This is a genomic window from Microvirga sesbaniae (assembly GCF_025460805.1).
Taxonomy (GTDB): domain Bacteria; phylum Pseudomonadota; class Alphaproteobacteria; order Rhizobiales; family Beijerinckiaceae; genus Microvirga; species Microvirga sesbaniae.
Window position 1 is genome coordinate 1 of sequence record NZ_JAMXFJ010000004.1, and the last position, 23,622, is coordinate 23,622.

21 protein-coding genes and 1 pseudogene are annotated in these 23,622 nt (G+C 65.6%); 4 read left to right on the plus strand and 18 right to left on the minus strand.

Annotated features, from left to right (window positions below; all coding sequences use genetic code 11):
• A pseudogene (locus OCW50_RS07610) lies at positions 1 to 96 on the minus strand (histidine/lysine/arginine/ornithine ABC transporter ATP-binding protein); the annotation flags it as partial.
• 307 nt (positions 97 to 403) lie between these two features.
• Here OCW50_RS07610 and OCW50_RS07615 point away from each other — a divergent pair.
• Positions 404 to 1,504 (plus strand): Gfo/Idh/MocA family protein, encoded by a 1,101-nt coding sequence (locus tag OCW50_RS07615; protein WP_262297030.1) that lies wholly within the window; start codon positions 404 to 406, stop codon positions 1,502 to 1,504.
• A gap of 323 nt (positions 1,505 to 1,827) precedes the next feature.
• Here OCW50_RS07615 and OCW50_RS07620 read toward each other — a convergent pair whose 3' ends face one another.
• From OCW50_RS07620 to OCW50_RS07645, 6 genes are all read right to left on the minus strand, one after another.
• Positions 1,828 to 2,631 carry an NAD-dependent epimerase/dehydratase family protein gene (locus tag OCW50_RS07620; protein ID WP_262297031.1) on the minus strand — a complete coding sequence of 268 codons (804 nt, stop codon included), beginning with the start codon at positions 2,629 to 2,631 and terminating at the stop codon, positions 1,828 to 1,830.
• A gap of 123 nt (positions 2,632 to 2,754) precedes the next feature.
• Positions 2,755 to 3,633: an SMP-30/gluconolactonase/LRE family protein gene (locus OCW50_RS07625; RefSeq protein WP_262297032.1), complete on the minus strand. Its 879-nt coding sequence runs from the start codon at positions 3,631 to 3,633 to the stop codon at positions 2,755 to 2,757.
• A complete protein-coding gene (locus OCW50_RS07630; RefSeq protein ID WP_262297033.1) occupies positions 3,633 to 4,664 on the minus strand; it encodes a Gfo/Idh/MocA family protein in 1,032 nt (343 codons plus the stop codon). The genes OCW50_RS07625 and OCW50_RS07630 overlap by 1 nt, the downstream gene beginning before the upstream one ends.
• Positions 4,665 to 4,668: 4 nt before the next feature.
• The gene (locus OCW50_RS07635; protein WP_373371330.1) at positions 4,669 to 5,535 is read right to left on the minus strand and encodes a carbohydrate ABC transporter permease; all 867 of its coding nucleotides are present in this window, start codon (positions 5,533 to 5,535) and stop codon (positions 4,669 to 4,671) included.
• Positions 5,528 to 6,469, minus strand: coding sequence for a carbohydrate ABC transporter permease (locus OCW50_RS07640; RefSeq protein ID WP_262297034.1), 942 nt, complete (start codon positions 6,467 to 6,469; stop codon positions 5,528 to 5,530). The genes OCW50_RS07635 and OCW50_RS07640 overlap by 8 nt, the downstream gene beginning before the upstream one ends.
• An 88-nt stretch (positions 6,470 to 6,557) precedes the next feature.
• Positions 6,558 to 7,838, minus strand: a complete 1,281-nt coding sequence (locus OCW50_RS07645) for an ABC transporter substrate-binding protein (protein WP_262297035.1) — start codon at positions 7,836 to 7,838, stop codon at positions 6,558 to 6,560.
• Positions 7,839 to 8,199: 361 nt separating this feature from the next.
• On the opposite strand from OCW50_RS07645, the gene OCW50_RS07650 reads away from it, so the two are divergent.
• Together OCW50_RS07650 and OCW50_RS07655 are read left to right on the plus strand one after the other, a co-directional pair.
• Positions 8,200 to 9,450: a Gfo/Idh/MocA family protein gene (locus OCW50_RS07650; protein ID WP_262297036.1), complete on the plus strand. Its 1,251-nt coding sequence runs from the start codon at positions 8,200 to 8,202 to the stop codon at positions 9,448 to 9,450.
• Positions 9,451 to 9,535: 85 nt separating this feature from the next.
• Positions 9,536 to 10,648, plus strand: coding sequence for an Ldh family oxidoreductase (locus OCW50_RS07655; protein WP_262297037.1), 1,113 nt, complete (start codon positions 9,536 to 9,538; stop codon positions 10,646 to 10,648).
• Between the two features lie 73 nt (positions 10,649 to 10,721).
• Here the strand turns inward: OCW50_RS07655 and OCW50_RS07660 are convergent, their stop codons facing one another.
• The 11 genes from OCW50_RS07660 to OCW50_RS07710 all read right to left on the minus strand — a co-directional run bounded on the left by OCW50_RS07660 (position 10,722) and on the right by OCW50_RS07710 (position 22,422).
• Positions 10,722 to 11,588, minus strand: a complete 867-nt coding sequence (locus OCW50_RS07660; RefSeq protein ID WP_262297038.1) for a sugar phosphate isomerase/epimerase family protein — start codon at positions 11,586 to 11,588, stop codon at positions 10,722 to 10,724.
• Positions 11,589 to 11,591: 3 nt separating this feature from the next.
• On the minus strand, positions 11,592 to 12,782 hold the full coding sequence (locus OCW50_RS07665; protein ID WP_262297039.1) for a dihydrodipicolinate synthase family protein: 1,191 nt from the start codon (positions 12,780 to 12,782) through the stop codon (positions 11,592 to 11,594).
• Entirely contained in the window at positions 12,769 to 13,956 is a 1,188-nt protein-coding gene (locus OCW50_RS07670) for a Gfo/Idh/MocA family protein (RefSeq protein ID WP_262297040.1), read from the minus strand. The genes OCW50_RS07665 and OCW50_RS07670 overlap by 14 nt, the downstream gene beginning before the upstream one ends.
• Before the next feature lie 12 nt (positions 13,957 to 13,968).
• Positions 13,969 to 15,357 (minus strand): enolase C-terminal domain-like protein, encoded by a 1,389-nt coding sequence (locus OCW50_RS07675; protein WP_262297041.1) that lies wholly within the window; start codon positions 15,355 to 15,357, stop codon positions 13,969 to 13,971.
• A 5-nt stretch (positions 15,358 to 15,362) separates the two neighbouring features.
• Entirely contained in the window at positions 15,363 to 16,175 is an 813-nt protein-coding gene (locus tag OCW50_RS07680; protein WP_262297042.1) for an ABC transporter ATP-binding protein, read from the minus strand.
• A gap of 17 nt (positions 16,176 to 16,192) precedes the next feature.
• Positions 16,193 to 17,200: an ABC transporter substrate-binding protein gene (locus OCW50_RS07685; protein WP_262297043.1), complete on the minus strand. Its 1,008-nt coding sequence runs from the start codon at positions 17,198 to 17,200 to the stop codon at positions 16,193 to 16,195.
• A gap of 35 nt (positions 17,201 to 17,235) precedes the next feature.
• A complete protein-coding gene (locus OCW50_RS07690) occupies positions 17,236 to 18,042 on the minus strand; it encodes an ABC transporter permease (protein WP_262271660.1) in 807 nt (268 codons plus the stop codon).
• Positions 18,043 to 18,160: 118 nt separating this feature from the next.
• Positions 18,161 to 18,802 (minus strand): TetR family transcriptional regulator, encoded by a 642-nt coding sequence (locus tag OCW50_RS07695; protein ID WP_262271659.1) that lies wholly within the window; start codon positions 18,800 to 18,802, stop codon positions 18,161 to 18,163.
• Positions 18,803 to 18,906: 104 nt separating this feature from the next.
• Positions 18,907 to 20,364: an FAD-binding oxidoreductase gene (locus OCW50_RS07700; RefSeq protein ID WP_262297044.1), complete on the minus strand. Its 1,458-nt coding sequence runs from the start codon at positions 20,362 to 20,364 to the stop codon at positions 18,907 to 18,909.
• Between the two features lie 62 nt (positions 20,365 to 20,426).
• The gene (locus OCW50_RS07705; protein ID WP_262297045.1) at positions 20,427 to 21,365 is read right to left on the minus strand and encodes a dihydrodipicolinate synthase family protein; all 939 of its coding nucleotides are present in this window, start codon (positions 21,363 to 21,365) and stop codon (positions 20,427 to 20,429) included.
• A gap of 88 nt (positions 21,366 to 21,453) precedes the next feature.
• Positions 21,454 to 22,422 carry a Bug family tripartite tricarboxylate transporter substrate binding protein gene (locus OCW50_RS07710; RefSeq protein WP_262297046.1) on the minus strand — a complete coding sequence of 323 codons (969 nt, stop codon included), beginning with the start codon at positions 22,420 to 22,422 and terminating at the stop codon, positions 21,454 to 21,456.
• Positions 22,423 to 22,776: 354 nt separating this feature from the next.
• Between OCW50_RS07710 and OCW50_RS07715 the strand changes: the two genes are divergently transcribed.
• Complete coding sequence (locus OCW50_RS07715) at positions 22,777 to 23,565, plus strand: FadR/GntR family transcriptional regulator (RefSeq protein ID WP_262271655.1); 789 nt, start codon at positions 22,777 to 22,779, stop codon at positions 23,563 to 23,565.
• The last annotated feature ends 57 nt before the right edge of the window (positions 23,566 to 23,622 follow it).

The window sequence follows — 23,622 nt, forward strand, 5'->3', positions numbered from 1 at the left end:
CACGAACTCCCCGTCCTGGATGTCGATCGACACCCCGTGGATGACCGGGACCGTTCCGAAATTCTTGCGGATGTTGCGGATCTCTACTGAGGCCACGGGGCTTCCTCCAAACCTATGTGCGTTCGCGGCACTCTAAAGGTGCCCTGCCAGAATCTTGATACAGCTACGTTATGGTAGGTGTTTCTGCAACTTGATCAAGTTAAGCACATATCATGTTGCACGACAAATCTTGACATGCAAGCCGGAGTGCCGTTGCATCGCGAAGATTGCGGTTCCTGAAGCTCCGTCCAGGGCGGGCTGTCGTTCGGACGGGGAGCCATCGGCCGCCCCGCACGGGAACCGGATTTGCATCGTCGAGCTCCGAAAGGCCTGCGCGGCCCGGAGTGAAGGGAGAGAAGCGCTCATGATCAAGAATGTTGCGGTCGTCGGCTGCGGAATCGGCCGCACCCACATCGTGTCCTATGCGGCCCATCCGGACAAGTTCCGCGTCGTGGCCATCTGCGACCTCAACGACGAGCGTCTGGCGAGCATCGGCGACGAGTTCGGCATCGAGCGCCGGACCAAGGACTACGCCGAGATCCTGCGGATGGACGATGTGGACATCGTCGACGTCTGCACGCCCCCGGCGGTCCATCTCGAGCAGATCCTGGCCGCCCTCGCCGCCGGCAAGAACGTGGTGTGCGAGAAGCCGCTCGTGGGCTCTGTGGCGGATGTGGACAAGGTGATCCAGGCGGAAAAGCAATCCAAGGGCCGCGTTCTGCCGATCTTCCAGTATCGCTACGGCAATGGCATCATGAAGGCCAAGCACATCATCGACCAGGGCATTGCCGGCAAGCCCTATCTCGCCTCCGTCGAGGTGTTCTGGAAGCGCACGGCGAAATACTACGACAATCCGTGGCGCGGGCGCTGGGACACCGAGCTCGGCGGCGTTCTCGTCACCCATGCGATCCACCTGCACGACCTCCTCACCTTCGTCATGGGGCCGGTCAAGTCCGTGTTCGCGCGCGCCGCGACGCGGGTGAACGACATCGAGGTGGAGGATTGCGTCGTCGGAAGCCTGGAGCTGCAGAACGGAGCGCTCGCCTCCACGGCGGCCACCCTGGGGTCGCAGGACGAGATCAGCCGCCTGCGCTTCTGCTTCGAGAACGTGACCTTCGAGAGCTGCCAGAAGCCTTACGCACCGGGCGACGACCCGTGGAAGATCATCCCGGCCTCCCCGGAGGTGCAGGCCCGGATCGATCAGGCGTTCGAAGGCTGGACCTTCGTCCCGACCCGGTTCGAGGGATTGTTCGCCCCCTATCACGAGGCGCTGGTCTCCGGCGGAGAGCTGCCGATCACCCTGGCCGATGCGCGCCGGTCCCTGGAGCTGCTCACGGCCTTCTACCAGTCCATCGAAACCGAGCGGCCGCAGACGCTCCAGGTCGGCCCCGATCATCCGCGCTACACGAACTGGAGCCTCGCGAACAAAGGCGCGGACATCCTGCGCTACGCCGCCCGGGCCTAAAGCATCGGACCCAAAAGTGGACTTGCACTTTTGGGATCCATCCGATGCTTTCTTCTTGAATGAGAGCATCGGTCAGGACGGAAAACCGGGGCCACTTTTCCGTCCGATGCTCTAGAACTTCGGACGTGAAAAGTGGACACACTTTCGGGATCGATCCGATGCTCAATTCCTGAAGCGGCGCATCGCTGACGCGGCCCTCTGGGTCACTGGCGTGGCCCGCTTTCGTCCGCACCATGCGCTGGTTCCTGGCGCCATTGAAAAACCCGGGGTTTCATGCCCCGGGCTTTTTATTGCGCTGTCCTCGCGCGCCTCCACCGGCATGCTCAACGCAGCCATTCCTTCCGGCCCGAGAACTCCTCCGGCACGAAGTTGCCGCCCTGGTAGCTGCGGGCCAGCTCGGTGGCGAGCTCGACCGTGTCGACTTTCGCCGCATAGGTTTCCGCATCATCCTGAGGCGCGTAGCCGAGCCGGTAGGCGGCGGCATTGTCCCACCAGGCGCGGGTGTTGCGGGAGACGCCGTAGACGATCTCGTGGATGTAGTCGGCGGTGAGGCCGACCTCGATCAGACGCACGAAATCCCCATGGGACAGCCAGGTGGACAAGGCCCGCCTGTTGTCCGGCTCGGGCAGGCACGAGCCGATCCGCAGGCAGAGGCTGCGGATGCCGTGCTTGTAGGCATAGAGCGCCGCCACGTCCTCTCCGATGGCCTTCGTCAGCCCGTAGCGTGAATCGGGGCGGGGCGGGCTCTCGCCGGACAAGGTCCGGTCGTTCGGATACATGCCGGTGGCGTGGTTGCTGCTCGCGAAGATCACCCGGTCGACGCCGGCCTGCCGCGCCCCCTCGTAGAGATTGATCGTCCCGACGATGTTGGACTGAAGCATCTCGGGCCAGCCGGTCTCATAGGGGATGCCGCCCAGATGGATGATCGCATCCACTCCCTCGCACAGGGACCGGACGGCTGCCGCGTCGGCTAGGTCGCAGGGGACGATGTCCTCGCCCCTGCCGGCGTCCCCCAGGGAGACGATGTCGGACAGCCGCAGCAGCGGGTACCGTCCGGCCAAGGATCGGCGCAGAAGGCTTCCAAGGCGGCCTGCGGCTCCGGTGAGCAGAATGCGTTGCGGGTTCATGGCTGTTCCACGGTTCGTTGGAGAAAATTATTCATCATATATATGATGAATTGGGCGCGTCGGCGTTCGGCGTGATTCGCCTCCCTCGGAATGGTCGGACGCGCCGCCGGCCGGCTCGGTCCGTCAGGCGTCCATCCACCGTTCGACCCGCGCGCCGGCCACGGGGGACGACGCGATGAACAGGCTGCCGGATTGAGGCGCGGCCGCGAGCACGTCGGGGCTGTCCGGCTTCAGGGACGTGATCACCAGGGTCTTCAGGTCGTCGCCGCAGAAACACGGCATGGTCGGGGCCGGAACGGGCACGGGATGGGATTCCACGATCGCCCCGTCCCGGGAGATCCGGTTCAGGTGTCCGGCGGACACGCCGGAACTCCAGTAGAAGCCCTCTTCGTCGCAGGCGCCGCCGTCCGGCCGGCCCTGGGCCTCGTCGAGCGTGGCGATGCGCGCCCGGTTCGCGAGGCGCCCGGAGGACGGCTCGAAATCGTAGCGGTCGATCCACGGGCCGCGGGAATCCGAGTGGAACATGGTGCGGCCGTCAGCCGACCAGGCGAGCCCGTTCGACACGAGGCAGACATGCTCGAGCACGCGGGTGACCTGACCGCGCCCGTCGACCCGATAGAGGGAGCCGCGCGGCTCCTTCCGGGGGCGGTCGTCCATCGAGCCGACCCAGAACGCGCCGTCGGGCCCGACCTTGCCGTCGTTCAGACGGTGCCAGGAAGGCTCGTCCGGAACCTCCGCGAGGATGTCCAGGCCCTCGTTCTCGGGATCGAACACCGCAATCGTGCGTTCGAGGGCAACGACCAACCGGCCGCTGGCTGCGAGCCCGATCGACCCGACGACCCGCGGCATCGTCCAGGTGCGATGCTCCGAGCCGTCCAGGCGGACGGAATGGATGGCCGGCGCCTTGATGTCGACGAAGAACAGGACCTTGCGGCGATCGTCCCAGACGGGGCTCTCCCCGATCCCGCAGCGGGTATCCTTGAGGAGACGGAAATCGAGCATCAGCGGGGCCCCGGCCCGGCCGGCCCCGCTTCCGCGAGCGCCTGCGCCTTCAGGGTCAGCTCCATGGCCTTGAAGCAATGCTCCTGGCCCATGGCCGTCTCGGTCCGGTTGAGGACGTCGTCGAGGAGATTGCGCCCGTAAGGCAGCTCCTCGTTGGAGCAGTCGAGATGGCGCATGCCGGTCTTGTCGACCAGGAACAGATGATCCTTGCCCTCGCGTCCGGCGATGTCGATGTACTTGCGCATCTCGATGGTGCCGTCGGTTCCCACGACCATGACGCGCCCGTCGCCCCAGATCGGCAGGCCGTCCGGCGTGAACCAGTCGACCCGGATGTACCCGGTGGCATCGGCGGTCCTGAGCGTCATCTCGCCGAAATCCTGCAGCCCTGGCGTCTGCGGGTTGTTGCGGTTGGCCACCAGCGCATAGGTGACCTCGGCGTCGCTCGCGCCGGTGTAGAACAGGAACTGCTCGCATTGATGCGACGCGATGTCGGTCAGGATCCCGCCATAGGCATCCCGTTCGAAGAACCAGGACGGGCGGATCGGTGCATTGAGCCGGTGCGGGCCGAGCCCCAGGGTGTTCACCACCTTGCCGATGGCCCCCGCGCGGATCAGCTCGCCGGCCTTGTCGGTGACGCGGCTGCTGAAGTGCTCGGAGTAGAAGATCGAGTAGATGCGACCGGTCTCCTGCTGGACCCGGCGCACCTCGGCCAGCTCCTCGAGGGTGACCATGCCGGGCTTGTCGACCATATAGTCCTTGCCGTGGCGCATGACCTCGATGCCGATGCGCGCGCGATCCCTGGGGATCGCGGCGCTCAGCACGATGGCGATGCTGTCGTCCTCCAGGATGCGCCGGGCGTCGTGGACGCGCTCCGCCTGCGGATAGCGTTCCGCAAAGGGAGCCGCGAGGTCGTCCTCGGGGGCGAAGAAGGACACGAACGCGGCCCCGGCGCCGAGAAGGGCATCAACCTGACCGAAGATGTGGTTGTGGTTGATGCCGATGACGGCGAAGCGAATTCCCGATGCTGACATTCGCTCAACCCTTCAGGCCGGTGGTCGCGATGCCTTCGATCAGCAGGCGCTGGAAGACCGCGAAGAACAAGAGGACCGGGATCAGGGCGACCACCGACATGGCGAAGAGGGCGCTCCAGTCGGACTTGCCCGTGGAGTCCACGAAGGTGCGCAGGCCGAGCTGGACCGTGTACTGGCTCGCGTCGTTCAGATAGATGAGCGGGCCGAAGAAGTCGTCCCAGGTCCAGATGAAGGTGAAGATCGCCGCCGTGGCGAGCGCCGGCACCGACAGGGGCAGCATGACGCTCCAGAAGATGCGCCACGGGCCGGCCCCGTCGATGATCGCCGCCTCGTCGAGCTCGCGCGGGATGCCGCGGAAGAACTGGTAGAGCAGGAAGATGAAGAAGGCGTCGGCGGCCAGGAACTTGGGCACCACCAGGGGCAGGAAGGTGTTGACCCAGTCGAGGTTCAGGAACAGCACGTATTGCGGGATGAGGGTCACATGGTACGGCAGCATCAGCGTGCCGAGCATGAGCGCGAACCAGAAGTTCTTGAGCGGGAACTTCAGGCGCGCGAAGGCATAGGCGGCGAGCGAGCAGGAAAACACGTTGCCGATCACGCTCAGGACCGAGATCACCAGCGAGTTCCAGAAGAAGGTCCCGAAGCTCACCGTCAGGCCGCTCCAGCCGCGGATATAGGCGTCGAGGGTGAACCTGTCCGGCCAGAGCGAGGCGTTGCCGAAGATCTCGTCGTCGGGCTTGAAGCTGCTCGCGAGCATCCACAGGAGCGGATAGAGCATGACCAGCGAAACGGCGCACAGGATCACGTGGTAGAGGAGCGAGCGGGCTCCGCCGACATTCTGCGTCGTGGCGACTGTTGTGGCGTCAGTCATTGTAATGGACCCAGTAGCGAGAGGTGAGGAACGAGAAGGCGGTGAAGCAGGCGATGATGATCAGAAGGATCCATGCCAGCGCCGACGCATAGCCCATCCGGAAATAGGCGAAGCCTTCCTGATACAGGTACAGGGTATAGAACAGGGTCGAGTCGATCGGCCCGCCCGTGCCTTCGCTGATGATGAAGGCCGGCGTAAAGGCCTTGAACGCATCGATGGTCTGCACGATGCCGTTGAAGAACACCACCGGGGTGAGCAGCGGCAGGGTGATCTTGAAGAACTGCTGCACCTTGTTGGCGCCGTCGATGTTCGCGGCCTCGTACACGTCCGGCGGGATCTGCCGCAGGCCGGCGAGGAAGATGATCATCGGCGAGCCGAACTGCCAGATGCTGAGCAGCACCAGCGTGTAGAGCGAGTAGTTCGGGTCCGAGATCCAGCTCGGCCCCTGGATGCCGAAGAGCCCCAGCGCCACGTTGGCGAGGCCGTCCTTGGCGAAGAGCTGGCGCCACAGCACCGCGATGGCGACGCTCGCGCCGAGCAGCGAGGGCAAGTAGAACAGCGCACGGTAGAGGGGCAGGCCGGCAATGCCGCGGTTGAGCACCATGGCGAGGCCGAGCGCGAAGGCGAGCTTCAGCGGAACGGCCAGGATCACGTAGGTGAACGTCACCTGCATGGAATGCCAGAACTTCACGTCGTTGGTGATGATGCGCTGGTAATTGGCCGTTCCGATGAACTGCGGATCCTGAAGCAGGTCGAAATTGGTGAACGACAGATAAAGGGACGCGAGCGTCGGGCCAAGCGTCAGCCCGAGGAAACCGATGAGCCAGGGGGCCAGGAACGAGTAGGAGACGAGAGTGCGGGACAATCCGCCCCGACGCTTGCTGCGCTTCTCCGGCTCGGTGATCGTCAAAGGGATTTGAGCAGTTGTTGTCATGCGGAATGGCTCACAGCAAGGTCATGATAGACGGACAGGCCGACCCGGTTCGGCTGGGTCGGCCTGGTGAGTCAGAGGGCGCTCGCGGTCAGGCGCGGCTCAGGATGGCCTGGGCTTCGCTGACGTACTGCTTGCCGCCATCGGCCGTGGACAGGCGGCCGAAGCCGACCTGCTCGGCGATCCGGCGCAGCATGGTCTGAATCTCGCCGGCGCCCTTCGGCGGCGCGGGTGGGATCGGCCCGACCTTCGGAGTGACGTGAGAGATGAAGTCCACGACGAGCTTGCCCTGGGCGTCGAGCTCCGCCGACACGGCCTCGCGGATCTTCGGCGAGGCCGGAACGCCGCGCTCCACGCCGAGGAGCTTCGCGCCGTCCACGTCCTTCACGGTGAAGTTGGCGAACTTGACCGCCGGCTCGGCCACCTTGCTGCGGGCATAGATGCTCCACATCATCGACGGCTTGAGATAATGGCCGGGATTGGGGCCGGCGCCCTGCGGGTACATGGTGACGCCGAGCGGGTTCTTGTTGAGAACCTGGTAGCCCACATACTGGTTCGAGTGGTTGAACGCGCAGGCGGCGCGGCCCTGCGTCAGCAGGTTGGTCTCGATGTTGTTCTTGTCGAGGGCCTGCAGATCGGCGGGCGGGCAGGCCTTCGCCTCGCGCGCCTTGGCCCACATGGCGAACCAGTCGGACGCATCCTTCTCGTCGAGGCCGAGCTTGCCGTCCTCGGTGAAGAGCGCCTTGCCGCGCTGGCGCAGCCAGTTCTCGAACGCGACCTCTTCGGCGCTTCCGTCGGACGTGCCGTAATACTCACCGTTATGCGCCTTGGTGACGGCCGCGGCGAGCTCGAAGAACTTGTCCCAGGTCACGTCGATCGGCTCGGGAACGCCGGCCTTCTGGAACGCGGCCTTGTTGTAGATCAGCGCGTTCGAGTTGTTGCCGATATTGATGCCGTAGAGCTTGCCGTCGACCTTGCAGCTGTCGAGGGAAGCCTTGTCGAAATCGCCGATGTCGAGGGACTTGCCCAGGAATTCGTCGAGGGGCAGCAGGGCGCCGCGACGGGCGTATTCCGCAACGTAGCGGTAGTCCATCTGAATCAGGTCGGGCGCGTTGCGGCCGGCCGCCTGGGTGGCGAGCCGCGGCCAGTAATCGCCCCAGGCCAGGGTCTCGCCGTCGATCTTCACGCCGGGGTTCCGCTCCTGGTAGAGCGACACCGCCTTCAGGGTGCGGTCGGCCCGCTCCTTGGAGCCCCACCAGTACAGGCGAACGCGGGCATCCTGGGCGAAAGCCGGGAGGCTCCCGAGCGCGCTGAGGCCGGCGGATCCAAGAGCCGCCTTCAGCAAGGTCCTACGGTTAAGATCGTGAGTCATGTGGCGTATCTCCCTCTCGGGCGCCGGCTCAACGGCTGCCCTGATGCATGGCCTCTTTCGGCGACATCTCTTGTTCTTTGGCACCTGCCCCGCCGAGGTTCCGGTCCCTTCCCCTCGGACGTTACGGGAGCACTCCGCTTTTGTCGCCATCCGACATGAAGCTAAAATTTAGAATGGTTGTATGTCAACCAGTTGTATGATGTAATTCGACGATCTAAGCTCCCGGACCGAAGCTTCCTAAGGGATAACCGGATCAAAGAAACAACCAGACCCGGGTTTACCCATCGCCGAAGCTCATATTTGTCATACAAATTCAACGCCGGGCCCCGGACCGGGCGACGCAGCAGGAGAACTCAAGAGAATGGATCGCGCGAACAGGAAACGCATTGCCCTCATCGGCACGGGCCACCGCGGCACGAGCATGTGGGGAATCAACGTCGTCAAGGGCTATGGCGACTTCGTCGAGATCGTGGCCCTGTGCGACCTCAACAGGCTTCGGGCCGAGCGCGCCAGGGGCTTTTTGGGCATCGATGCCCCCATCTACGCCGACGCCCAGGAAATGATCGCGGCCGTCAAGCCGGACACGGTGATCATCTGCACCCGGGACTCGAATCACGATGAAATGATCGTGCGGGCGCTCGAAGCCGGCGTGAACGTCATCACCGAAAAGCCCATGACGACCACCGCCGAGAAGGTGCGCCGCATCCTCGACGCCGAGAAGCGGACGGGCAAGCGCGTCGACGTGACCTTCAACTACCGCTACGCCCCGACCGTCCGGAAGATCAAGGAACTCCTGAACTCGGGCGTGATCGGCGACGTCACCTCCATCGACTTCCACTGGTTCCTCGACAACAAGCACGGTGCCGACTACTTCCGGCGCTGGCACGCCATCGAGGAGAATTCCGGCAGCCTCTTCGTCCACAAGAGCACGCACCATTTCGACCTGATGAACTGGTACCTGGACGACGACCCGGAGGACGTATTCGCGTTCGCGAGCCTTCGCAAATACGGCAAGGTCAATCCGTTCCGCGGCGAGCGCTGCAAGACCTGCCCGCACGCCAGCTACTGCGACTACTACATGGACATCAGCCAGGATCCCTGGCTCGAGGCTCTCTACGAGGACCCCTCGCGCGAGGACGGCTATGTCCGCGACGCCTGCGTGTTCCGCGAGGAGATCAACATCCCCGACACCATGTCGGCGATGATTCGATACCGGAAGGGCGTGCAGGTCACCTATTCGGTGAACACTTACATGCCGATCGAGGGCCATTTCATCGCCTTCGACGGCACGAAGGGCCGCATCCAGATGCGTCAGTTCGAGCGCCAGCCCTGGGAGACGCCGGAGCACGACGAAATCCTGCTCGTGCGGAATTTCGGCGGCGCCGAGACCATCAAGGTCCCGCATGAGCCGGGCGGGCATTTCGGCGGCGATCCGAAGCTTCAGGATATGCTCTTCAAGCCGGATACGCCGGATCCGCTGAATCAGCGCGCCGGATCGCGCGCCGGCGCCATGTCGGTCCTGTGCGGCATCGCTGCGCTTCAGAGCTCCAAGACCGGACAGATGGTCAGCGTCTCGAAGCTCCTCGATCCGACCCAGGCCATCGCGGCCTGATCATCGACGGGAGGTGGCGGCAACCACCTCCCTCACCTGCTCCGGAAACGGGAGCAGCCGAACGGAACACCTGAGAGAACAGCCCATGATCGTGAGCGAGAACTTCTCGGCGGATGTGATTCGTGCCCAGATCGAGGCGATCCTGCGCGCCTGGGGCATGAGCGAGGAGACGCTGCGCCTGACGGCCGAGGTGATGGTCGAGACCGATCTGCGCGGCATCGACTCCCACGGCATCTCGATGCTGACGCAATATGCGCAGATGCAGAAGGCCGGTCAGCTCGCGCTTCAGGCGGAACCCGGGATCGTCCGGCAGAGCGCCAGCACGGCCCTGATCGATGGGGGCGCCGGCCTGGGCCACCCCGCCGCCCTCATGGGCATGAACCTCGCGATCGAGAAGGCGCTGGCCCATGACGTCGGGGTCGTATCGGTCTTCAACTCGCATCATTTCGGTGCCGCCGGCTACTACGCCACCATGGCCGCGGAGCGCGGGCTGATCGGTGTCGTGTCGTCGACGACCCGGGTGATCTCGGTGGTGCCCACGAACGGAGTCGAGCGCGTTCTCGGCACGAACCCCATCGCGGTCGCCGTGCCGGGCGGCCGGCATCCGAGCATCTGCCTCGACATCTCCACCAGCGTCGTCGCGGCCAACAAGGTCAAGGTCTATGCCCTGCAGGACAAGGAGCTTCCGGCCGGCTGGGTGATCGACGGCAGCGGACAGCCCGTGACCGATTCCGCCAAGGCCTTCCGCCAGATTTTCGAGAGCCAGGTGGGCGGCCTCACGCCGATCGGCGGCGATGGCAGCGAGATGGGCGGTCATAAGGGATATGGCCTTGGTCTGATCGCCCAGATCCTGTCCGGAACCCTGTCGGGCGGCTCGTTCTCACCGGTCAGGAACCAAACCCAGAAACCGTCCGACCCCGACAATATCGGCCATTTCTTCATGGCGTTGAACCCGGCGGCCTTCCGGCCGTTCGACGCGTTCCAGTCGGACGTGGAGACCGTCATCGACACCCTGCACGCCGTCAGGCCGATCCGCCAGGATGAGCCCGTGCTCGTGCCGGGCGAGCCGGAATGGTCCGCCCGCGAGGAGCGGCTCGTCAAGGGCATCCCGATTCCCGAGACGCTGAAGCTGAAGGTGCGGGAGATCGCCGAGGCGGCCGGCGCTCCTTACCTGCTGCGACCGGCCATGGCCGCGTGAACCTGTGCGGCTCCCGCCCGTGGGCGGGAGCCATGTTTCAAGACACGATGTCAAAGATCGCGGTCGCGTGTCGTCAGACGACCGTGCGGTGCCGCTCGATGCAGGTGGCGAGCACCTCCTCCATCGGCTTGGTCCACCAGTTGTTCTCCGAGAAGATCTCGACCTCCGAGTAGCCGGCATAGCCGACCGCCTCGACGGCCTCGCGGATGCCGCGCAGGTCGATCACGCCGTCACCCATCATGCCGCGGTCGAGCAGCAGGTCCGTGGTGGGCACGAGCCAGTCGCAGACATGATAGGCGAGCAGCCTGTCCTGACCCGTGCGGCGGATCTGCTCCTTCAGTTCCGGATCCCACCAGACGTGATAGACGTCGACGGCGAGCCCGAGCATTCCGGTGCGCTCGGGATCGACCCGGTCGCAGATGTCGAGCGCCTGGCGCATCGTGTTCACGCAGGCGCGGTCGGCCGCGTACATGGGATGGAGCGGCTCGATGGCGAGCGGCAGCCCCGCCTGCCGCGAATACTCGAGCAGGGTCGCGATGCCGTCCTCGACCTGGCTGCGCGCCGCGTCGATGTCCTTCGACGGCTGGGAGCCGGGCCGCGAGTATTGCGGCAGGCCGCCGACCACGAGAACGAGGCAAGGGGCGCCGAGCGCGACCGCCTCGTCGACGGCGCGGCGGTTGTCGTCGGTCGCCTCCTGCAGGCGTGCCGCGTCGGCCGGGAACATGCCGCCGCGGCAATAGCCGGAGAGCTCCAGCCCCGCATCCTTCACGGCCGCCACGGCCCGGTTGAGGCCGATTGCCGCCACCTGGTCGCGCCAGGGCGAGATCGCCTTGATCTCGGCCCTGGCGCAGGCCTCCGTGATGGCCACGAGATCGCCCTGCTTCCTCACCGTGGCCGTGTTGATCGACAGGGCCCGATGATCGCCGGAAAAGTCACGCATCGCTTACGCCTCCACCCCGTGCGTGGCCATGACGCAGCGCATGCGCTCCACGGCGAGATCCGGATCGCGCAGCAGGCCGGCCCTGTCCGCCAGACGGAAGAGCTCGGCGAGGTGCAGGGTCGAGCGTGTGCTCTCCTGCCCGCCCACCATGGTGAAGTGGTCCTGATGGCCGTTGAGATAGGCCATGAACACCACGCCGGTCTTGTAGAACCGCGTCGGGGCGCGGAAGATGTGCCGCGACAGCGGGACGGTCGGCGCGAGCGCCTCGTGGAACGCGTCGAGATCGCCGGCCGCGAGGCTCACGAGGGCCGAGGAGGCCGCCGGCGCGATGGCGTCGAAGATGCCGAGCAGCGCATGCGAATAGCCCTGTTCGTCGCCGGCGATCAGCTCGGCATAGTTGAAGTCGTCGCCCGTATACATGCGCACGCCCTTGTCGAGGCGGCGCCTCATGGCGATCTCCTTGTCCTTGTCGAGGAGCGAGATCTTGACGCCGTCGACCTTCGACGCATGGGCGTTGATGATCGCCACGCAGGTATCCATGGCGGCGTCGAGATCGGCCGTGCCCCAGTAGCCGGCGAGCGCCGGATCGAACATGTCGCCGAGCCAATGGATGATCACGGGCTCCTTCGACTGGCCGAGGATGCGGTCGTAGACCTTGACGTAGTCGTCGGCCGACTTGGCCACGCGGGCGAGCGCCCGCGACGCCATGAGGATGATGCGCCCGCCGACCGCCTCGATGGCGGCGAACTGCTCCTCATAGGCCCGGATCACGTCGTCGATGCTGCGTGCCGCCTCGGGCGCCAGGTGGTCGGTGCCCGCGCCGGAGAACACGAGAGCGTTCCCCCGCGCCTTGGCGGCGCCGACCGAGCGGCGGATCAGCTCGAGCGAGGTGGGCCAGTCGAGGCCCATGCCGCGCTGCGCCGTATCCATGGCCTCGGCCACGCCGAGGCCGAGATCCCACAGACGCTCGCGATAGGCGATGGTCTTGTCCCAGTCGATGGCGGCCTGCAGCCACGGATCCGCATCGGCGAGCGGGTCGGCCACCACGTGGGCGGCCGAGAACGCGATGCGGTTCATCGGTCCGCTCACCGTGTCGGGGAAGGATTTCGGCGCGGAGAGCTTATAGGTCTCCAGGCTGCGATCCGCGTGCGGCAGGCGGATCGACAGGGCGCTGACGGTCTCAGGCCGGTTCATGCTGCTTCTCCTTCGAGGCGCCGACATTCAGCGGCGGCACGTCGACCCAGCGACGCTCGCGCCAGCTCTCGAGGGCGCATTCCACGAGCTGCACGCCCTTGGCGCCTTCCACCAGGGTGTACTTGTAGGGCGCATCCTCGACCACGTGGCGGACGAACATCTCCCACTGGGTCTTGAAGCCGTTGTCGTAGACCGTGTTGTCGGGCACCGGCTGCCAGGTGTCGTAGAAGTCGATGGTCTGCTTCTGGTCCGGGTTCCAGACCGGGCGCGGCGTGGCCTGGCGCGGCTGGATCACGCAGTCGGTCAGGCCAGCGACCGCCGAGCCGTGCGTTCCGTCCACGTGGAAGGTGACGAGGTCGTCGCGATAGACGCGGGTGCACCAGGACATGTTGATGTGGGCGATCACGCCGCCGTCGAGCATGAAGGTGGCATAGGCGGAATCGTCGGCCGTCGCCTGATAGGTCTTGCCCTTCTCGTCCACGCGCTCGGGGATGTGCGTCGAGCCGATGCAGGAGACCGAGCGCACCTCGCCGAAGAGGTTGTCGAGCACGTAGCGCCAGTGGCAGACCATGTCGAGGATCATGCCGCCGCCGTCCTCCGAGCGGTAGTTCCAGGACGGGCGCTGCGCCGGCTGGCCCCAATCGCCCTCGAACACCCAGTAGCCGAACTCGCCGCGCACGGAGAGCATGCGGCCGAAGAAGCCGGAATCGCGCAGCATCTTCAGCTTCTGCAGGCCGGGCAGGAACAGCTTGTCCTGCACCGTGCCGTTCTTCACGCCCTTCTCGCGGGCGAGACGGACGATCTTCAGGGCCTCCGGCAGGTTCGTGGAGATCGGCTTCTCGCAGTAGATGTGCTTGCCGGCGTTGATCGCCTGCTCCAGCAGGGTCGGGCGCATCTGGGTCGTCGCCGCGTCGAAGAAGACTTCGTCCTTCGGATCGGCGATGGCGGCGTCGAGTTCGGTCGTCCACCGGTCGATGCCATAGGTCTTGGCAAGCTCCTGGATCTTCTCGGCGTTCCGGCCGACCAGGATCGGATCGAGCTGCACCTTCGACCCGTCGGACAGGGTCACGCCGCCCTGGGCCCGGATGGCCGCGACGGAGCGGATGAGATGCTGGTTCATTCCCATGCGGCCGGTGATGCCGTGCATCACGATGCCCAATCTGCGCTGAGTCATAGCAAAAGTCTCCTATCGACGATGATGGTGTGCGAGCGGAACGAGACTGCTCCAGTCGGGCTCGGCGCCGCCGGCGAAACCTGGAACAGACAACAGGGACGAGGTGGGGAGCGAACCGCGCTCGAACGCAAGGCCCAGGCGGCCGCCCTGCTCCCGGTAGAGATCGGGATGCGCGGCCGCGAAGCGCGCCGCTTCCGCATCCGACGCGAGCCCGAAGCCCTCGACGTAATGGTGGCCGTTGCGCTCGGCATGGGTGAGGCCGAGGGTGGCGACGAGCGCGGTATCCTGCTGGATCCCAAGCCCTGCCTGGCACGTGAGATCCTCTGCGGAGACGAAATACCCGCCGGGCCGGGCCTCGTTCAAGGCCGAGACGCGAACGGCATTCAGGATGGACTTGTAGAACCCCTTGCAGGCTTTCGAGGACACGCCGCGATAGCCGAGCTCGACCGCGCGCGGGAAGGCATCGTAATCGCCATCGGCCTCGTCGATGATGAACGGGATCCCGTCGGCGAGATCGCCCAGGGGCGCCGCGAAGGTCCCGGCCCGGTCGAACGGCTGCTCGATGTAGAGAAGGTGATTGCGGAAGGCGTGCAGCCTGCCGCCGTTCATCTCCCGCAGGAGGCCCCTCAGACGTTGCGGATCGTACTGCTCGTTGGCGTCGAGGGTCGCGCGATAGTCGGGAACATGCCGCGACAGGAGATCGTGGATCGCCAGCAGCCGGGCGATGTCCGCATCGACGTCGCCGCCGATCTTGATCTTGAAGAGCCTCAAGCGCGCGAGCCGGATTTCATCCTCGAGCCCGCCGGCGCCTTCGAGGGAATCGAGCAGCCCGACCGTGTGCCGCAGCAGGACTTCGCCGGCGGGCTGCACGTCGCTCAGGAAGGACCGGATGCGCTCCGGGTCGAGGTCCGGCGTCTGGCGGGAATCGATGCCGAAGACGTTGCGCCGTACGCCGTCCGGGAAGCCGAGTCCCAGCGCCTTGAGGGCGGCGTCCGCGATGGCCTTGTCGAGGAGGGCGGGCCCGAAGGAGGCGGCGAGACCCGGCATTTGCCGATCGGCTGCCCACGTCCTCTGGGCCGTGAAGCCCCGCACGTGATGGCCGAAAGCCGTGTCAGGGTCCTGAGACCCGGCGTAGTTGCGCGCCGCCGCCCCAAGGCTCGCCTTCAGGTCGGCGATGGTGTCCTGCGGCGACTTGGCCGGGTTCTTGTCGAACCATTTCGGCATCATCATCTCGGCGGTGACGCCGGTCGCCGTACCCCTGCCCTCCACCTCGACGACAGCCCGCACGAAGGCCTGCGGCGCCGCGTCGACGGTCACGAGGCCGAACCGGAACGGCCGCGCGAAGCGCATGGGGCGTTCGTAGGTCTGGATCTCGAGGATGCGAAGCCGGTGTCCTGCCATGGTGTTCAATCCAGGTGGCCGCGGGCATAGAAATGCGCGCGGATCTTCTGCGTCAGATCGACGAAGGTCGGATGTCCCATGATCTCCAGATCACGCGGGCGCGGCAGCGTGACTTCGTAGATCGCCGCGATCGTCCCGGGCCGTTCCGACATGACCACCACCCGGTCGGCGAGGAACACCGCTTCGGGGATTGAATGGGTGATCAGAAGGATCGTCTTCCCCGTCTCGTGATGGATCCGCTGCAGCTCGAGATTCATGCGCTCGCGCGTCATGGCGTCGAGGGCGCCGAAGGGCTCGTCCATGAGGACGATCTTCGGATCGTGCACCAGCGCCCGGCAGATGGCGGTGCGCTGCTGCATGCCACCGGAGAGCTGCCAGGGATACTTGTTCTGAAAATCCTCGAGACCCGCCATGGACAGGAGCTTGCGGGCGCGGGCGAGATGGGTCTCGCGGTCGAGCTTGCGCACCTCGACCGGGAGCATGACGTTGCGCAGCACCGAGCGCCAGGGCAGGAGCACCGGGCTCTGGAACACGATGCCCACGTCGTCCGGCGGATCCTTCACGGCGACGCCGCCGATCTGGACCTCGCCCTCGGTTGCAGGGATGAGGCCGGCGACGAGCTTCAGGAGCGTGGACTTGCCGCATCCCGAGGGGCCGACCACGGCGACGAACTCGCCTTCCGTGATGTCGAGATTGATCGGCCGCAGGGACGGCACGTCGCCGCCCCGGGTGCGGTAGGTCTTCGCGAGATTGCGGATCTCGATCATGCTGCGAGGCGCGGACGCCTCGCTCTTGGGGATGACACGCAAATGTGCCATGGCATGCGCCTGCCTGCTCACTGGGTGGCCTTCGGCAGGAAGTCGCGGGTGTAGAAAGCCTTCGGATTCTCCTTCGCGGCCGGGTCGAGGCCGCCGTACTCGATGAGGAGATTGACCGTCTCGGCCATGTTGGCGTCCGTGACGTTGAACGGACGCTGGTTTTTCGTCTCCTCGGTGCGGTAGAGCGGGATCGTCAGCTCGAAGCCTTCCTGCAGCGTGTCGGGCTTGCCGGCCTTCGGCAGCGCCTTCAGCACGGCCTGCGTGGCCTCGGCAGGAGCCTTCTCGGCGCCTTCGATGGCCTTGGTGGTCGCGCTCATGAACCGGCGCACGAGATCGGCCTTATCCTTCAGGGTGTCCTTGTGCGCGATGATGCCCGAGGAGACGAGGTTGACGCCGTAATCCGCGAACATGACCGGCGTGACGTTCTTGCCCGTCGCGTCCTTGATCTTCATGCTCTGGTCCATGACGTAGCCGAGGAGCACGTCGGCCTGGCCGTTGATGACCGCGTTGAGCTTCGTCTGCGCGTCGCCGGAGACGATCCGCATCTCGCTCTCCTTGAGGCCCGCCTTCTTGAGGAAGAGCGGCCAGATCTGCGACATGGAATCGCCGGGCGTCGTCGCGACCGTCTTGCCGCGCAGATCCTCGGCCTTGCGGATGTTCTTCTCGGAGAAGCCCATGGCCGACATGGGGTTCTTCTGCAGCAGCACGCCCGGGGACATGACGGGAGCGCCCTTCACGGCGGCGCGGATCATGGTCGGGACGTCCGCATAGGCGAAGTCGACGGTCTTGGCCGCCACGGCCTGCACGGTCACGGCCGAGCCGCGACCTTCCTGAATCTCGAGATCGATGCCCTCGGCGGCATAGAGGCCCTTCTCCTTGCCGTAGAAGAACGGCGCGTGCTCGCCGTAGACGTACCAGTTGAGCATCAGCACGACCTTGTCGGCCGCTTGCGCCGGCAGCGACACGAAGGGCATGAGAGCCGTCGCGGCGAAGAGGGTGGCTTTCAGGAACGTCCGCTTTTTCATCAGTTTCCTCCGGTTGGGTGCCCCGCCCTTGTGGTTCAGGCGGTTGCTGAAAAATCGTGTCGCTGGCTGGCGTGCCATGGCACGGTGTAACGCTCGATGAGATCGATGATCCAGAACAGGATGACGCTGATCAGCGCCAGGATCACGAGCGCCGCGAACATGGTCGGCAGCTCGAAATTGCCGATCGATCGCTGCAGGACGAAGCCGATGCCCGAATTGGCGCCCACGAACTCTCCGACGACGGCGCCGACGACGGCCAGCGTCACGGAGACCTTCAGGCCCGCGAAGATGGCCGGCATCGCATGGGGCAGGCTCACCATGGTGAAGGCCTGGAGGCGGGACGCCTTCATGGAGCGGACGAGATCGCGCATTTCGGGGTCGAGCGACTTGAAGCCCTGCACGCCGGCGACCACCACGGGGAAGAAGCCGAGCAGGAAGGCCGAAATCACCTTCGGGGCCATGCCGAAGCCGAACCACACCACGAAGAGCGGCGCCACCGCGACCTTGGGGATCGACTGGGAGAAGACGAGCAGCGGATAGACGTAGGATTCGACCGTGCGGGACCCGGCGATCAGCATGGCGATCGGGATGCCGAACGCGGCGGAGAGGAAGAACCCGCCGAGCGTCGCCATGGTGGTGGGAATGGCCTCGATGAGCAGCTTGTCGCCCTCATTCCAGAACGCCACCGCCACGTCCTTCGGGGGCGGGATCAGGTAGGCCGGAATGGCGAAGATCCGGACCGTGAGATCCCACAGCACGACCGTGAGGACGAGAAGCCCGAACGGCTTGATCCAGGCGGAGTTCAGCAGGTTCTGACCGGCGCGCGCGAGCTTCGACGTCATGAAGCGTCTTCCTCAAGGGCGTTTCCAAACAATGTCGGAGGCGGCTTCTGCCGCTCTATGTAACCAACTGGTTAATTAGACGCCCGGTTGTCAGACATGTCAAGCGCCGATTGCCAATTCAGGCACGCACGCCGGCGCGGACGAAATCGACCACGTGGTCGATCCGCTCCTTCATGGCGGGAGCCGACAGGAGCTCGCGTCCGAACGCCACGGACAGGGTATAGACGTTCGACAAGTAGAAGTAGCAGAGCCCCGCGATGGACACGTAAAGCTGGACCGGATCGATTCCGGGCCGGATGAGCCCTGTCGTCTCGCCGCGCTTCAGGATGACGCCGATCGTCTCGATCACCGGGGAGTTCATGGTATGCACCTGCAGGGATTTCCTGAGGTGCTTCGCCCGATGCTGGTTCTCGGCATTGAGCAGCATCATGAATTCGGGGTGCTGGACGAAATAGTTCCAGGTGAAGCGCACGAGCTCCTCGAGCGCCTGCAGCGGGGTCAGTTCCTCGAGGTGGAGCTCCCGCTCGGCGGCGCGGATGTGATCGTAGGCCGCTTCGAGCGTCGCCAGGAACAGCGCCTCCTTGCTCCCGTAATAGTAGTAGAGCATGCGCTTGTTGGTGCGGGCCGCCTCGGCGATCTGATCGACGCGCGCGCCCCCGTAGCCGTGGCTGGCGAACTCCGCCGTCGCAGCCTCCAGGATCCGCCGCTTGGTCGCTTCGGCGTCTCGGATGACCTGTTTGCTGACGGCGGGAGCGTTCATGACAATCCAGATTGCTGCGGCCTTGCGACGGCAAGGCCGGCGTGCGGGTTCAGCCTTTTACCATCCCCGGACGGCAAACCGAAGCGCCCGGGACAAGGCCTGCCTCAGGCCTTTCGGGCCACGGGCAGGGCGGGCGGCAAATCTCCCTCCAAGGCCACGACCTTCCCGGGGTTGAGGATATTCTGCGGATCGAGAGCCTGCTTCAACGTCTTCATCAGGTCGAGGGCGACCGGGTCCTTGTAGCGCGCCAGCTCGTCGCGCTTGATGAGCCCGACGCCGTGCTCGGCGGAGATCGAGCCGTTCATCGCATGGACGATGTCGTGGACGATCCGGTTGAAGCGCTCCCACTGCGCCAGGAAGAGCGACTTCTCCATGTCGACGGGCTGGGTCAGGTTGAAATGGATGTTGCCGTCGCCGAAATGCCCGAAGGCGCAGACCCGCACGCCCGGAAGAGCCTCCTCGCAGGCCGTGCTCGCCGCGACGATGAAATCGGCCACGTCCGAGACGGGCACCGCGACGTCGTGCTTGATCGAACCGCCTTCGAGGCCCTGCACGTCGGAGAGGCTTTCCCGCAGGTGCCAGAGCGCCGCATTCTGGGCCTCGCTGGTCGCGATGGTCGCGTCCTCGATGGTCCCGCCCTCGAAGGCTCCCTCCAGGACCTTCTCCAGCTGGTGGCGCAGGTCGAGCTCAGGATCGGGCGACGACACTTCGATCAGAGCGTAGGCGGCGTGATCGCCGCCGAGCGGGCGGATGGCCCCGGCGGCATGCCTGAGGACGATCTCGAGGGCGAAGCGCGGCAGGTACTCGAAGGCCGTCAGCTCGTCGCCCATGGTCCGGCGCAGGCTCTCGAACAGGCTGAGCGCCGCATGGGGCGAGGCGCAGCCCACGAAGGCCACCGCCTGCGTCCTGGGCCTCGGGAAGAGCTTCAGCACGGCCGCCGTGATGATCCCGAGCGTTCCCTCGGAGCCGACGAACAGATTCTTCAGGTCGTAGCCCGTATTGTCCTTCCGCAGGCCCTTGAGTCCGTTCCAGATCCGTCCGTCGGCGAGCACGACCTCGAGCCCGAGCACGAGATCGCGGGTGTTGCCGTAGCGCAGGACGTTCACGCCGCCCGCATTGGTCGCGATGTTGCCGCCGATCCGGCACGAGCCCTCGGAGGCAAGGGAGAGCGGGAAGATGCACTCCACCCCGTTGGCGGCATCCTGAACGGTCTTCAGGATGCAGCCCGCCTCGACCGTGATGGTGGCATTGAAGACATTCACCTCGCGGATGCGGTCGAGCCGGGCAAGCGACAGGACGATGCCTGTATGCGGCACCCCGCCGCCGACGAGACCGGTATTGCCGCCCTGGGGCACGATCGCGACCCGGGCCTTCGCGCATTCCCGCACCACGAAGGCGACCTCTTCCGTGCTGCCCGGACGGACCACGGCGAGAGCCGCGCCGCGATAGAGCTTTCGCTCCTCGACGAGATAGCCTTCCATCTCGGCGGGATCGACGATGACGTGCTTGGCTCCCAGGCGTGCGGCGAGCGCGCCCAGGAGATCGGGATGGGATTCAGGCATGAAAATCACGAACGCCCTGCATGCTGCCGGCATCGGCCGGCCGACCGACGGTGCCGGTCACATTACGCGGCAGCGGCCTGCTGTCGAGCGGTCATTTCGGCCGCCAGCAGAGCCCGGGTGGTTTCCCTGATCTCCCCGTGGATCGCCGGATCGGCCTCGGTGAGGAGCGGCAGGATCGGGCCCATGTCGGCGACGCCCGACAGGGACACGGCCGTGTGGAGAACCCGGATCGCGTTGTGGCGCTCGCGGATCGCCTCAAGAGGCAGGAAGACCTCGAGGAGGCGCTTGGCCTCGGCCTCGTCGCCGCGCTTCAGCGCGTGGAGATAGGCCATCGACAGGTGCGGGGCGATGCACACGCAGCCCGCCGTGAAGCCGGCCAGCTTGAAATGCGTCAGGTGCGGGAAGGCCGGAGGCTCGCCGAAGCCGCTCACGATCCGCTCCGCCCCGACCGCGTCGATCAGCTCCTGCAGGTAGGCATCCTGCGTCAGGTCGGCGCGCGGCACGGCGTACTTGATGCCGAAGACGGCGCCCCGCTCGACCAGCCGCCCCATCGCCTTGGCGGGCACGTACTGATCGGTCTTGATGTAGACGATGAGCGGAACGCCCGACCGGTCCACGAAATCCTCGAGCCCGCGCACCACGCCGTCCGGGGTCTGCGGGGCGACCATCGGCAGCGCCATCGCGACGGGATAGCGGCGGCTCTTCAGGATCGCCGCCTCGTCGACGAGCTTGCCCCAATCCGGGCCGACCGATGGGATCAGCCAGGTGCTGTCGGCGACCGATTCCTCGAGGCTGTCGAGCCAGTCGGCAAAGCGCGAGACCGGCCAGTTGTGCACGTTGGCGTTGCCGCCATAGAGCAGCGTCGACACGCCACCGGCCTCGAGGTGGCGGATCAGCTTCGCATTGGCGTCCCGGTTGGCCTCGAAATCAGGCGTCAGGGCAAAGGGCGGAACCGCCAGAACGGAACGGGCAAGTTCGGAGGTTTCGATCGTCGTCAGCATGGATGTGGTCTCGCTGTTTCAGGCGGTTTCGAATGGGCCGGGCGCCGCCCGGCTTCGGTGTCTCGATGGTCGGTTCTTACTGCGGTTCCTACTGGCCGAGCTGGATGCCGACGGCCTTGACCACCTCGGACCATTTCTGCCGCTCGGCCTGGATGTACTCGGCGAACTGCTTCGGGGTCATCGGTGCCGGCGTCGAGGCCAGTTCGGCGGCCTTCTTCTGGACCTCGGGCTTGTCGAGAATGGTCTTCACGTCGGCCGCGATGGTGTCGACAATGGCCTGCGGCGTGCCGGCCGGCGCCCAGAGCCCGTTCCAGGAGGTGGCGTCGAAGCCGGTCAATGCCTCGGCGACCGCCGGGATCTCGGGCGCCTGCGGGCTGCGCTCCGGGCTGGTGACGGCGAGCGCCCGGACGGTGCCGGCCTGCGCCTGAGGCCACGCGATGGTCATGTTGTCGAAGGCCAGGTCGATGTGCCCACCGAGCAGACCGTTGACGATATCCTGGGAACTGCGGAACGGAACGTGGGTCATCTTCGCGCCCGTCTTGAGCTGAAACAGCTCGGCCGCCAGATGCTGCGACGTTCCCGCTCCGGACGAGCCGTAGTTGAGCTTGCCGGGGTTCTGCTTGGCGTATTCGACGAATTCCGCGAAGGTCTTGACCGGGACCTTGGGCGTCACCACCAGAAGGTTGGGAAGCTTGGCCAGGCCGGTGATCGGGATGAAATCCTTCTCCGCGTCGTGGGGGAGATTCTTGTAGAGGTACGGGTTGATGGCATGCGTGCTCACCGTCCCGACGAGGAGCGTATGCCCGTCGGGCGCGGCCTTGGCGACGGCCGTCGTCCCGATATTCCCGCCCGCTCCCGGACGGTTCTCGATGACGAAGGGCTTGCCGTACTTGGCCTGAAGCTGCTCGGCGACGATGCGGGCGAACAGATCGGTCGTGCCGCCGGCACCGAACGGCACAACGATCGTGACCTGCTTCTGCGGCCAAGCCGGGGCTTGCGCCTGCGCGGCGCTAAGACCGAGCAGCGAGAGTCCGATCGCCGCGAGCAACTGCCTCATGTGTTCTCTCCCTGGTTCCCGTTTTCACCGGATTTCGGCCTCGGAATTGCGATTTATCTTGTATGGCAACATACAAATTTTGACAAGCGGATAGGAATGGGCTCATGATCAGTCCGCGCAAGGGCACCTTTCCACCAGGATATGTGCCTGTAATAACGATTTCTTTTGACTTGGGAGAGGCCAGCAAGTAGTGAGACATACGACAAGTTGGCCTGCCAAACCAGGCAAATCACCTGAGAGGCCGGCCGCTGCACCGGGACTCGGCGCAGGCTTGGCGGATCGCTTCCGAACGACCGGCGGCGACCCTGGACCCCTTCAGCATTCAGCGCCTCGAAAGCGGCACGCAACGACCCCATGAACGAACGCTCATTCCTCTCCGGCCTGTCCCTCAACACCGTCGCCCGCAAGCGCAATCTCGTGAGCGATCTGGCGGAAGCGATCTCGCGCGAGATCGCCGAAGGACGGCTGCAGGCGGGAGATCGTCTGCCCACCGAAGCCGAACTCGCATCGGCCGCCGGCGTCAGCCGGACGGTGGTTCGCGAGGCCGTGGCGGCGCTCAAGGCGGCCAAGCTCGTGCAGACGCGCCAGGGCGCCGGCGCCTTCGTGCTCCCGCCCCCGCCGAAATCGGACTTCTTCGCATCCCTCAGCAACGGCGAGGTCGACGATATCCTGGCCATGCTGGAGCTGCGCCTGGCCGTGGAAGTGGAAGCGGCATCGCTAGCGGCCGTGCGCCGGACCGACGAAGAGATGGCCGCGCTCGACCGCGCCCTGGAGAACATCGTCAAGGGTGATGATTACGGCATCGCGGCGGATCTGGAATTCCACCGTATCCTCGCGGGAGCGACCAAGAACCCGTATTTCGCACGCTTCCTGGACTTCCTCGGGGAGTTCGCCGTGCCCCGCCGCCTGGGCCAGGTCGCCCAGGTCGGGGAGGATCAGCGCCAGCGCGACTATCTCGGCGTGATCGAGCGGGAGCACCGGGCGATCCGGGATGCGATCGCCATGGGCGACTCGAATCTCGCAGCCGCCATGATGCGTGCGCATCTCGCCAACAGCCGCAACCGCTACTCGGCCCGCATGCTGCAGGTTTCGGCCAAGCCCGCGCCCAAACCGGTCAAAGTCCGGTCGGCTGCGAAAGCCTAGAGCCTCGGGGGGGTACCCAAAAGTGGACCCCCCAGTGGGGGGAGAACGAGGCGGCCG

Coding starts and splice junctions, on each gene's coding strand:
- OCW50_RS07695 (WP_262271659.1), bottom strand. CDS start 18,802: ATGAACGCTCCCGCCGTCAGCAAACAGGTCATCCGAGACGCCGAAGCG.
- OCW50_RS07630 (WP_262297033.1), bottom strand. CDS start 4,664: ATGTCAGCATCGGGAATTCGCTTCGCCGTCATCGGCATCAACCACAAC.
- OCW50_RS07715 (WP_262271655.1), top strand. CDS start 22,777: ATGAACGAACGCTCATTCCTCTCCGGCCTGTCCCTCAACACCGTCGCC.
- OCW50_RS07640 (WP_262297034.1), bottom strand. CDS start 6,469: ATGACAACAACTGCTCAAATCCCTTTGACGATCACCGAGCCGGAGAAG.
- OCW50_RS07650 (WP_262297036.1), top strand. CDS start 8,200: ATGGATCGCGCGAACAGGAAACGCATTGCCCTCATCGGCACGGGCCAC.
- OCW50_RS07615 (WP_262297030.1), top strand. CDS start 404: ATGATCAAGAATGTTGCGGTCGTCGGCTGCGGAATCGGCCGCACCCAC.
- OCW50_RS07690 (WP_262271660.1), bottom strand. CDS start 18,042: ATGACGTCGAAGCTCGCGCGCGCCGGTCAGAACCTGCTGAACTCCGCC.
- OCW50_RS07680 (WP_262297042.1), bottom strand. CDS start 16,175: ATGGCACATTTGCGTGTCATCCCCAAGAGCGAGGCGTCCGCGCCTCGC.
- OCW50_RS07655 (WP_262297037.1), top strand. CDS start 9,536: ATGATCGTGAGCGAGAACTTCTCGGCGGATGTGATTCGTGCCCAGATC.
- OCW50_RS07660 (WP_262297038.1), bottom strand. CDS start 11,588: ATGCGTGACTTTTCCGGCGATCATCGGGCCCTGTCGATCAACACGGCC.
- OCW50_RS07700 (WP_262297044.1), bottom strand. CDS start 20,364: ATGCCTGAATCCCATCCCGATCTCCTGGGCGCGCTCGCCGCACGCCTG.
- OCW50_RS07665 (WP_262297039.1), bottom strand. CDS start 12,782: ATGAACCGGCCTGAGACCGTCAGCGCCCTGTCGATCCGCCTGCCGCAC.
- OCW50_RS07705 (WP_262297045.1), bottom strand. CDS start 21,365: ATGCTGACGACGATCGAAACCTCCGAACTTGCCCGTTCCGTTCTGGCG.
- OCW50_RS07685 (WP_262297043.1), bottom strand. CDS start 17,200: ATGAAAAAGCGGACGTTCCTGAAAGCCACCCTCTTCGCCGCGACGGCT.
- OCW50_RS07710 (WP_262297046.1), bottom strand. CDS start 22,422: ATGAGGCAGTTGCTCGCGGCGATCGGACTCTCGCTGCTCGGTCTTAGC.
- OCW50_RS07635 (WP_373371330.1), bottom strand. CDS start 5,535: ATGACTGACGCCACAACAGTCGCCACGACGCAGAATGTCGGCGGAGCC.
- OCW50_RS07645 (WP_262297035.1), bottom strand. CDS start 7,838: ATGACTCACGATCTTAACCGTAGGACCTTGCTGAAGGCGGCTCTTGGA.
- OCW50_RS07620 (WP_262297031.1), bottom strand. CDS start 2,631: ATGAACCCGCAACGCATTCTGCTCACCGGAGCCGCAGGCCGCCTTGGA.
- OCW50_RS07625 (WP_262297032.1), bottom strand. CDS start 3,633: ATGCTCGATTTCCGTCTCCTCAAGGATACCCGCTGCGGGATCGGGGAG.
- OCW50_RS07670 (WP_262297040.1), bottom strand. CDS start 13,956: ATGACTCAGCGCAGATTGGGCATCGTGATGCACGGCATCACCGGCCGC.
- OCW50_RS07675 (WP_262297041.1), bottom strand. CDS start 15,357: ATGGCAGGACACCGGCTTCGCATCCTCGAGATCCAGACCTACGAACGC.